Below are 9,707 nucleotides of genomic sequence, written 5' to 3'. Positions count from 1 at the left end.
CGACCACCCACACGACCCGCCCCGCACCCCCGCGCCTGTGGACCACGCACACCACCCGCGCCTGTGGTCGGCTCGGTGACCAGCCGTGAAGCGGTACCCCGCAGGTCCGCCCCGCACCCACGGCTCACCCGCGCGCGCCCACCACCTCCCGCAGCCGCTCCTCCGCCCGCCGCCACGCCGCGTCGGGCCCCCGCGGCACCCACCGCACGAGGTCCGCGGACGCCCGCACGACGGCCCGCGCCGCGGGGAGCCCGCCGTCCAGCAGCCCCGTCGCCAGCGCCTGGGTCAGCAGGTTCCCCACGGCGGTGCCCTCGGCGGGCCCGGCGACCACGGGCAGCCCGGTGGCGTCCGCCGTGAGCCGGCAGAGCAGCGCGTTCCGCGACCCGCCGCCGACCACGTGCACGACCTCGACGTCGCGCCCGGAGAGCGTCGCCGCCTGCCGGACGGCGCGACGGTAGGCGAGCGCGAGCGAGTCGAGCACGCAGCGCACCACCTCCGCGGGGCGCTCCGGCACCGGCTGGCCGGTCCGGCGTGCGGCGTCGCGCAGCCGCGCCGGCATGTCGCCGGGTGGGGTGAACGCGGGGTCGTCGACGTCGACCACCGTGCGCAGCCCCGGCACGTCCGCCGCGGCGGCGAGCAGCGTCTCCAGGTCCTGCGGGTCGCCCGCGTCGGCCCAGGCGCGCAGCGACTCCTGCACCAGCCACAGCCCGGCGACGTTGCGCAGGTAGCGGACGGTGCCGGCCACGCCGAGCTCGTTCGTGAAGTTGGCCGCCCGGCTCGCCTCGGTCAGCACGGGGGCGTCGAGCTCGACGCCGACGAGGGACCAGGTGCCCGACGAGATCCACGCGGCGGGCGCGTCGCCCAGGGGAGCGGCGACCACCGCGGAGGCGGTGTCGTGCGACCCGACCGCCACGTGCAGCGTGTCGCCGCCGAGCCCGAGCGGCCCCGCCACGTCCGGCAGCACCGGCCCGAGCACCGTGCCGGGCTCCACCAGCGGCGCCAGCAGCCGCCGCACGTCGCCGGCCACGCGCACGTCCCCGGCCCCGCGCACGTCCCCGGCCCCCGCCGCCGCCAGCGCGTCCAGCACCGCCCCGCTCCACCGCCGCGTCGCCGGGTCGAGCATCCCCGTGGTCGACGCGTTGGTCACCTCGGTCACGTCGGCGCCGGACAGCCACCGCCCGAGGAGGTCGGGCACGAGCAGCAGCCGGTCGGCTGCCCCGAGCGCCGCCGACCCCCGCGCGGCGACCAGCTGGAACACGGTGGTGAACGGCTGCACCTGGCTGCCGGTGGCGGCGTAGTGCTCCTCCGGGGCGAGCAACCGGGCGAAGGCCTCCGTCGCCCCGGCGGTGCGCCCGTCCCGGTAGTGCACCGGGTTGCCGAGCAGCTCGCCGCGGGCGTCGAGCAGGCCGTAGTCGACCGCCCAGGTGTCGATCCCGACCGACGCGATGCGCCCGGACGACCGCGCGGCGGCCCGCAGGCCCTCCTGGGCGTCCGCCCACAGCGCGAGCACGTCCCAGTGCAGCCGCCCGGCAGCGCGCACGGGCCGGTTCGGGAACCGGGCGGCCTCGCGCGCGACGAGCCGCCCGCCCTCGAGCCGCCCGGCGAGCACGCGCCCGCCGGAGGCCCCGAGGTCGACGGCGGCGAGCGTGGCGTCGGCGCGCACGGGTCAGGCGCCCCAGCCGGCCTGGCGACCGCCGACCCGCTCGGCGGCGATCTGCTCGGCGTACCCGGAGGCGGCGTAGGCGGCGACGGGGTCGCGCGGCAGGCCCCGCTCCTCGCGCCGGTCGGCCAGCCACGGCCGGACGTCGGTCCAGAACGCGTCCATGTACACGGCGTTCGCGCCGAGCACGTCGCCGGCCTCCTGCGCGGCGGTCAGGGCGTCGCGGTCGATCAGCAGGGCGCGCGCCGTCATCTCCTCGACGTTGAGCACCGAGCGGATCTGCCCGGCGATCTTGTCCTCGATGTTGTGGCACTGGTCGAGCATGAACTGCACGCCCGACCCGGCGTCCATCCCGCCGCCGCGCACGACCTCGGCGAGGATCCGGAACAGCTGGAACGGGTCCGCCGCGCCGACGATGAGGTCGTCGTCGGCGTAGAACCGGGAGTTGAAGTCGAACGCCCCGAGCCGCCCGAGCCGGAGCAGCTGCGCGACGATGAACTCCACGTTGGTCGACGGGGCGTGGTGCCCGGTGTCGAGGCAGACGACGGCGCGGTCGCCGAGCGCGGTGGCGTGCGCGTACGCGGTGCCCCAGTCGGGGACGTCCATCGTGTAGAAGAACGGCTCGAAGATCTTGTACTCGAGCACGAGCCGCTGGTCGGGCCCGAGCCGGTCGTAGATGGTCCGCAGCGACTCCGCGAGCCGGTCCTGCCGGCCCCGGATGTCGCCCTGCCCGGGGTAGTTGGTGCCGTCGGGCAGCCAGATCTTCAGGTCCCGCGACCCGGTCGCGTGCATGACGTCGATGCACCGGAAGTGGTGGTCGACGGCCTTCCGGCGCACGGCGGGGTCGACGTGGGTGAGCGAGCCGAGCCGGTAGTCGTCGTCCTGGAACGTGTTCGAGTTGATGGTCCCGAGCCGCAGCCCGAGGTCGTCGGCGTAGGCGGCCAGCTTGCCGAAGTCGTCGACGAGGTCCCAGGGGATGTGCAGCGCGACGGACGGCGCGAGGCCGGTGAGCGCCTGCACCTGGGCGGCGTCGGCGAGCTTCTCCTCGACGGTGCGGGGCGTGCCCGGGGTGGTGAAGACCTTGAACCGGGTGCCGGCGTTGCCGAACGCCCACGACGGGAGCTCGATCGCCTGGCGGTCGAGCGCGGCGGCGGCCGCGGGGGTGAGCGACATGGTGTCTCCTTCGACAAGCGTGCTGAAACGGTTCATGACGGCGGGTGGGTCGGGGGCGTCGCGCGGCGTCCGCGCGGCTATGCTGCGCCGGGACGGCCCCGCGGCGGACGGGACCCGCGCGAGGACCGGAGCGGAGGTGGGCGGTGTCGACTCCGGCGACGCGCCGCAGCTCGATCGGCGACGTCGCGCGCCTCGCGGGCGTGTCGGTCGGCACGGTGTCGAACGTGCTCAACCGCCCCGACCGGGTCGCGGAGAGCACCCGCGAGCGCGTGCTCGAGGCGATCCGCCGGCTGGCCTTCGTGCCGAACGCCTCCGCGCGGCAGCTGCGCGCGGGCACGATCACCACGGTGGGCGCGATCGTGCTGGACATCCGCAACCCGTTCTTCACCGAGGTCGCCCGCGGCATCGAGGACCGGCTCGCGGCCGCCGACCACACGCTCATGCTGGCGAGCTCCGACGACGACCGCGAGCGCGAGGCGCGCTACCTGCGGCTGTTCGAGGAGCACGGCGTGTCCGGGCTGCTCGTGGTGCCCACCGGCGACGACCTCGGCCCGCTGCTCGGCCTCGCGGCCCGCGGCGTGCACACGGTGCTGCTGGACCGGCCGTCGCCCACCGACGCGCTGTCCTCGGTCGCGGTCGACGACGTCGCGGGCGGCCTGCAGGCGGGGGAGCACCTGCTCGGCCTGGGGCACCGCTCGATCCTCATGCTCAACGGCCCGCACGCGATCCGCCCGTGCCGCGACCGGCTCACCGGCCTGCGCCGCGCGGTCGAGCGCCGCGGGCTGGACCCGGACGCCGTCGTGCGCGAGGTGCCGGTGCCGACCCTGGACGCCGGCGGCGCCGCGGCGGCGTTCGCGCCGCTGCTGGAGGGCGACCGCGTCCCGACGGCCGTGTTCTGCGTGAACGACCTGGTGGCGATCGGCGTGCAGCGGGAGATCCGCCGGCGGCGCCCCGACCTGATCGGCAGCATCGCGATCGTCGGCTACGACGACATCGAGATCGCCGCCGAGCTGGCCACCCCCCTGACGTCGGTGCGCCAGCCCGCGCACGCCCTCGGCTACCGCGCCGCCGAGATCCTGCTGGCGCGCGCGGCCGCCGACGCCCCGGTCGCCGAGCACCAGGTGTTCCAGCCGGAGCTGGTGGTCCGGTCGTCCAGCGTCCCGGCCTGATCCGCGGGGTCGCACCGGTCAGCCCTTGACCGCGCCCGAGGTCATGCCCGCGACGATCTGCCGGTTGAAGAACACGTACATGATCAACGGCGGGATCGTGATGAGCAGGACGTCGGCGAAGAGCAGGTTCCACTGGTTGAGGCCCTGCGACTGGTAGTTGTACAGCGTGAGCTGCACGGTGGCGTTCTCCGCGCCGGGCAGGAAGTACAGCGCGTAGGTGAAGTCGTTGAACACCGTGACGGCCTGCACGACCACGACCGTGACGATCACGGCGCGCAGCAGCGGGAAGATCACCGAGAAGAACAGCCGGCTCGGCCCGGCGCCGTCGATCAGCGCCGCCTCGTCGAGCTCCCGCGGGATCGTCGCGACGAAGGCCCGGAACAGCAGGATGCAGAACGACAGCCCGAACGCGACGTGCACCGCGATCAGCCCGGCCATGGTCTTGAACAGCCCGATGCCCTGCAGCACCCAGATCGTCGGGACGACGGCCGGCGGGATGATGAGCCCGGCCAGCACGAGCGCGTCGACGACCGGGTTCCACCGGCTGCGCCGGCGCTGCACGACGTAGCCGACCATCGCGGCCAGCACGGTCATGATCGCCACCGCCACCACGGTCAGGACGGTCGAGTTCCAGAACGCCCGGACGAGCTGCCCGTCGTTGGTCGCCAGGACGGTCCGGACGTTCTCCAGCAGCGCCCACTCGGTGGGCAGGGAGAAGTCGAGGTCGAGCGCGTCCTGCTGCGTCTTCGACGCCGTGAGCAGGACGAACACGAACGGCACCACGAACACCACGGTGGTCGCCAGGATCGCCACCGACCCGAGCGCGACGCCGCGGCGCCTCACAGCGTGACCTCCTTGCGGTTCAGCCACCGGGACAGCGGGAAGATGATGAGCGCGATGACGACGAACAGCACGACGTTCCCCGCGGTCGACAGCCCGTAGAACCCGGCCTGGTACTGCTTGTAGATCACGGACCCGATGACGTCGCTGCTGAAGCCGGGGCCGCCGCGGGTCATCGTCCAGATCAGGTCGAACGACCGCAGGCCGCCGATCAGCGACAGCAGCACCACCGTGACCGTGGCGGGCCGGACGAGGGGGAGCGTGATGCTCCGGAAGTTCTGCCACGCGTTCGCGCCGTCCACCCGGGCCGCCTCGTAGTACTCCTGCGGGATCGCCACCAGGCCGGCGATGTAGATCAGCGTCGCGAGCCCGACGCCCTTCCAGACGTCGACGAGCGCGACCGAGAACAGCGCGAGGCTCGGGTCGGTCAGCCAGCCGGGCCCGGTGACGCCGACCCAGGACAGGACGGTGTTCACCGCGCCGTCGAACGGGTCGAGCAGCACCTTGAACATGACCCCGACGCCGATCGTGCTCACCAGGACGGGGAAGAACACGACGGACCGCAGCCAGCCGCGCGCGATGATCTGCGACGTCAGCAGCACGGCGAGGGCCAGGCCGAGCACCACCTTCGCCCCCGAGGTGAGGAACGCGTAGACGAACGTGTTGACGAAGCCCTTGACCAGGGCCGGCTCGCGGAAGAACTGCTGGAAGTTCGCCAGGCCGACGAACTCGGCCGAGAACAGGTTCCACCGGGTCAGCGCGAACCAGAACGACGCGCCGGTCGGGACCACGAACAGCACGAGGTAGAACACGCCGGCCGGCAGGAAGAACCAGGTCGGGTAGGGGCTCCGGGCCCCGGCCCGGCGGGTCTGCCGCCGGGCCGGGCGCTCGGTCGCCCCCTCGAGGGCGGGGCGCACGAGGGTCATGGAGCTACCAGTCCAGGCCGAGCTGCTGCGCCTGCTTCACGACGTCCTCGTCGTACAGGGCGGCGCCGTCCTCGGCGCTCCGGATGCCGGAGCCGACCTCGACGGTGATCTGCTCGAGGGCCGGGCCCTTGATCGGCGACAGGAACTCGAGCGCCAGGCCGGTGTCCCCGGAGTCGAAGTACGGCTGCATGTCGGACACGAGGGCGGGCACGTCGTCGGGCAGCTCGCAGCCGTCGACGACGAACGGGCCGCCGACGTCGGTGGTCTCGGCCTGCACGGCGCAGCTGTCGGGGGTGACCAGCCAGGCGATGAACTCCTTCGCGGCCTCGAGCTGGGCGCCCTCGGTCGACTTCGGGATGTACATGCCGTTCGGCATCCACACCGTCAGGCCGTTGTCGTCGCTCACGGAGCTCGGCAGCGGGAACACGCCGAGGGTGTCGGCCGCGTCGGGGTAGTTCTCGCCGATCGACGACGCCACGTTGCCGGTCAGCATCGGGTAGTGCGCCGCCTCGCCCTCGGCGAGCATCCGCACGGCGTCGTCGTACACGGCCGAGGCGAAGTCCTCGTTGAGGAAGCCGGCGTCGTACACCTCCTGGAGGTGCTCGAACCCGGCCAGCGCGGGCTCGTCGGCGTACTTCTTCTCGCCCTCGGTGTAGGCCTCGGCCCAGCCCGGGTCGGCGGCCTCGACGTTGTAGAAGTCGCCGAGCACCGGCACCTGCGAGGTCCAGGTGTCGCCGTAGGTCTGCGCCACCGCCACCAGGCCGGCGTCCTTGATCGCCTGGTTGTTGGCCATGTAGTCGTCCCACGTCGTGGGGACCTCGAGGCCCAGGTCCTCGTAGATGGTCTTGTTGTAGATGACCGCCCCGGCGAAGGACGCGCCCACGGGGGCGCCGTACAGCGCGGTGTCCGTCGACACGACGGTCGCGAAGTTGTCGTCGATCGAGCCGACCCACTCCTCGTCGTCGAGCGGCACGAGGTTCTGGTCGGGGTTGAGCGCCTGGAACAGCGAGCCCGAGTTGTACCAGAACAGGTCGTTCATCTCGCCGGTCGCGAGGCGGGTCTTGATGAGGTTGTCGCCCTCGGAGCCCGCGGGGTGCGTCTCGACCTCGATGGTGACGTCGGGGTTCTCCTCGGCGTAGGCGGCCTTGAGGCCCTCCCAGAGCGCGACCGAGGCCGGCGAGCTGTCGATGTACACCGACAGCGAGGTGGCCTCGCCGTCGCCGCCGCCCTCGTCGCCGCCACCCGCGCAGGCGGTCAGGGCCAGCGCGGCGGCGAGCGTCGCCGCCCCGGCCGTCAGGGTTCGGGTCCTGTTCACGCGTACCTCCTCGTAGGCGCCGGGCGTCGTTGCCCCGACAGTGCTTGAACCGATTCACTGCTGCGGCGAGGCTAGGGGCATCGCGGGGTGTGGGTCAATAGTCCTAGGTCACGAGTCGGCAACGCAGGGACCCGCGCCGTCACGGCGCTTGACGGCTGGGCCGCGGCGCGGCGACGATGCTGCGCGGGCTGGTTGAAGCGATTCACTCGGGAGCGGGTGGCGCCGGCCGACGACGACGTCGACGAGAGGACCCCCATGACCACGTGGCACGCCCGGTTCATCGCCCCGGACGCCGAGCTGGACGCGGCGCCGCTGCTGCGGCGCACGGTCCGGCTCGACCAGGACCCCGACCAGGTCGCGTCCGCCGAGCTGCTGGTCACGGCGCTCGGCGTCGTCGAGGCGTCGGTCGACGGGGTCCCCGTGTCCGGCGACCTGCTCACGCCCGGCTGGACGGCGTACGAGTCGCGGCTCCGGTTCGCCCGGCACGACGTGGCGGCGCTGCTCACCCGGCGCACGCCGACGATCGGGCTGGCTCTCGGCGACGGCTGGTGGCGCGGGCGGCTCGGCTGGGGCGACGGGGCGCGGCCGTACGGGGAGGAGGTCGCCGGGTTCGCCGAGCTGCGGGTCACCTACCGCGACGGGTCGACCCAGGTGGTCGGCACGGACACGACCTGGTCCGCGGCGGCCGGCGCCGTGACCGCGGACTCGCTCTACGACGGGCAGGAGGTCGACGCCCGGCGCGTCGACCCCGGCTGGGCGGGGCCGTTCGACGGCGACGTGCCCGTGGACCCGCGGTGGGGCGGCGTGCACGAGGTGGCCCACGACCTCGACCGGCTGGAGCCCTACCTCGCCCCGCCCGTGCGGCGCCTGGCCGAGCGCGCGCCCGAGCGCGTCTGGCGCAGCCCGTCCGGGAAGGTGCTCGTCGACTTCGGGCAGAACCTGGTCGGCTGGGTGCGGGTCCGCGTCCGCGGGGCGGCCGGCGACGTGGTGACGCTCCGGCACGCCGAGGTCCTCGAGCACGGCGAGCTCGGCACCCGGCCGCTGCGCGCGGCGAAGGCCACGGACCGGTTCACGCTGTCCGGGGACGACGACGTGTTCGAGCCGACCTTCACGTTCCACGGCTTCCGGTACGCGGAGGTCGACGGCTGGCCGGGCGGGCCGGACGCGATCGGCGAGGGCGACCTGACGGCGGTGGTCGTCGGCTCGGACCTCACGCGGACCGGGTGGTTCGAGACGTCCGACCCGCTGCTGAACCGGCTGCACGAGAACGTGGTGTGGGGCATGCGCGGCAACTTCGTCGACGTGCCCACCGACTGCCCGCAGCGCGACGAGCGGCTCGGCTGGACCGGCGACATCGCGGCGTTCGCGCCCACGGCGGCGTTCCTGGCCGACGCGTCCGGGTTCCTCGGCGACTGGCTCGTGGACCTGTGGGCCGAGCAGCGCGCCGACGGCTACGTGCCCTACGTGGTGCCGGACGTGATCCGCCGGATGACGCAGGGGCCCGCCGAGTTCGAGCCCGCCGACGCGACCGCCGTCTGGGCGGACGCGGCCGTCTGGGTCCCGTGGGCGCTGTGGCAGGCGTACGGCGACCGCGCGGTGCTCGAGCGGCAGTACGACTCGATCGTCGACCACGTCCGGCACGTGGCCGGGCTGCTGTCCCCGAGCGGGCTGTGGGACACGGGGTTCCAGTTCGCCGACTGGCTCGACCCGGACGCCCCGCCGGACCGCCCCGACGCCGCCAAGGCCGACAAGTCCGTGGTCGCGACCGCGTGCGCGTACCGGACGGCGGACCTGGCGGCGCGGGTGGCGGCGGTGCTCGGGCGGGACGACGACGCGGCCGAGCTCGCGGCGCACGCGGCGCGGGTGCGGGCGGCGTTCCGGTCCGCGTACGTCGCCGGCGAGCGGGTCGAGTCGGACGCGCCCACGGTGTACGCGCTGGCCATCGTGTTCGGGCTGCTCGACGACGACGAGCTCGGTTGGGCGGGGGACCGGCTGGCCGAGCTGGTCGCCGCCGCCGGGCACCGGATCGCCACCGGGTTCGCGGGGACGCCGTTCGTCACCGACGCGCTCACCTCGACCGGGCACGCGGGCACGGCCTACCGGCTGCTGCTGCAGCGCGAGGTCCCGTCCTGGCTGTACTCCGTGACGATGGGCGCGACCACGATCTGGGAGCGCTGGGACTCGATGCTGCCCGACGGCTCGATCAACCCGGGCGAGATGACCTCGTTCAACCACTACGCGCTCGGCGCGGTCGCCGACTGGCTGCACCGCGTGGTCGGCGGGCTCGCCCCGCTGGAGCCGGGCTACGCGCGGGTGCTGGTCGCGCCGGTGCCCGGCGGCGGTCTGACCTGGGCGCGCACGACGCTGGACACCCGGCGCGGACGTGTGGTCGTGGCGTGGCGGCACGAGGACGGGGAGCTCGCGGTGGACGTCGAGGTGCCCGAGGGGGTCGAGGCCGTCGTGCGGCTGCCGGGGGAGCCGGACCGGACGCTCGGGGCCGGTGCGCACCGCCTGACCGCGGCCGTCGCGGGCCCGGAGCCGGTCGCGGTGGGCTGACGGGCGCGCCGAGTGTCCAGAACTCCGCCCGGGTCGTCCCAGTTCGTCCGCGGGGTTGTGGACACTCG

7 protein-coding genes are annotated in these 9,707 nt (G+C 74.1%); 2 read left to right on the top strand and 5 right to left on the bottom strand.

The genetic code is table 11. The features are described from left to right. Positions 1 to 124 precede the first annotated feature (124 nt). Both Cpa01nite_RS10705 and rhaI read right to left on the bottom strand, forming a co-directional pair. On the bottom strand, positions 125 to 1,663 hold the full coding sequence (locus Cpa01nite_RS10705) for a rhamnulokinase (RefSeq protein ID WP_203668748.1): 1,539 nt from the start codon (positions 1,661 to 1,663) through the stop codon (positions 125 to 127). Between the two features lie 3 nt (positions 1,664 to 1,666). Further along, positions 1,667 to 2,833, bottom strand: coding sequence for an L-rhamnose isomerase (gene rhaI, locus Cpa01nite_RS10700; protein ID WP_203668747.1), 1,167 nt, complete (start codon positions 2,831 to 2,833; stop codon positions 1,667 to 1,669). A gap of 143 nt (positions 2,834 to 2,976) precedes the next feature. On the opposite strand from rhaI, the gene Cpa01nite_RS10695 reads away from it, so the two are divergent. Further along, positions 2,977 to 4,002 (top strand): LacI family DNA-binding transcriptional regulator, encoded by a 1,026-nt coding sequence (locus Cpa01nite_RS10695; RefSeq protein ID WP_203668746.1) that lies wholly within the window; start codon positions 2,977 to 2,979, stop codon positions 4,000 to 4,002. An 18-nt stretch (positions 4,003 to 4,020) separates the two neighbouring features. Here Cpa01nite_RS10695 and Cpa01nite_RS10690 read toward each other — a convergent pair whose 3' ends face one another. The 3 genes from Cpa01nite_RS10690 to Cpa01nite_RS10680 are packed head-to-tail and all read right to left on the bottom strand — an operon-like array spanning position 4,021 to position 7,083. Next, on the bottom strand, positions 4,021 to 4,845 hold the full coding sequence (locus tag Cpa01nite_RS10690) for a carbohydrate ABC transporter permease (protein ID WP_203668745.1): 825 nt from the start codon (positions 4,843 to 4,845) through the stop codon (positions 4,021 to 4,023). After that, positions 4,842 to 5,768, bottom strand: a complete 927-nt coding sequence (locus tag Cpa01nite_RS10685; RefSeq protein ID WP_203668744.1) for a carbohydrate ABC transporter permease — start codon at positions 5,766 to 5,768, stop codon at positions 4,842 to 4,844. Before Cpa01nite_RS10685 ends, Cpa01nite_RS10690 begins: the two co-directional genes overlap by 4 nt. A 4-nt stretch (positions 5,769 to 5,772) precedes the next feature. Continuing rightward, positions 5,773 to 7,083 carry an ABC transporter substrate-binding protein gene (locus tag Cpa01nite_RS10680; RefSeq protein ID WP_203668743.1) on the bottom strand — a complete coding sequence of 437 codons (1,311 nt, stop codon included), beginning with the start codon at positions 7,081 to 7,083 and terminating at the stop codon, positions 5,773 to 5,775. A gap of 255 nt (positions 7,084 to 7,338) precedes the next feature. Here Cpa01nite_RS10680 and Cpa01nite_RS10675 point away from each other — a divergent pair, with 255 nt between their 5' ends. Then, positions 7,339 to 9,639 carry an alpha-L-rhamnosidase gene (locus Cpa01nite_RS10675; protein WP_203668742.1) on the top strand — a complete coding sequence of 767 codons (2,301 nt, stop codon included), beginning with the start codon at positions 7,339 to 7,341 and terminating at the stop codon, positions 9,637 to 9,639. The last annotated feature ends 68 nt before the right edge of the window (positions 9,640 to 9,707 follow it).

Origin of the sequence: Cellulomonas pakistanensis (genome assembly GCF_016862755.1) — a bacterium.
Classification (GTDB): domain Bacteria; phylum Actinomycetota; class Actinomycetes; order Actinomycetales; family Cellulomonadaceae; genus Cellulomonas; species Cellulomonas pakistanensis.
Note: the sequence above shows the minus strand (reverse complement) of the source record. Positions and strands in the feature narration are given on the sequence as shown.

Excerpts from the sequence above, each read along its gene's own strand:
- rhaI (WP_203668747.1), bottom strand. The coding sequence starts at position 2,833 with ATGTCGCTCACCCCCGCGGCCGCCGCCGCGCTCGACCGCCAGGCGATC.
- Cpa01nite_RS10685 (WP_203668744.1), bottom strand. The coding sequence starts at position 5,768 with ATGACCCTCGTGCGCCCCGCCCTCGAGGGGGCGACCGAGCGCCCGGCC.
- Cpa01nite_RS10675 (WP_203668742.1), top strand. The coding sequence starts at position 7,339 with ATGACCACGTGGCACGCCCGGTTCATCGCCCCGGACGCCGAGCTGGAC.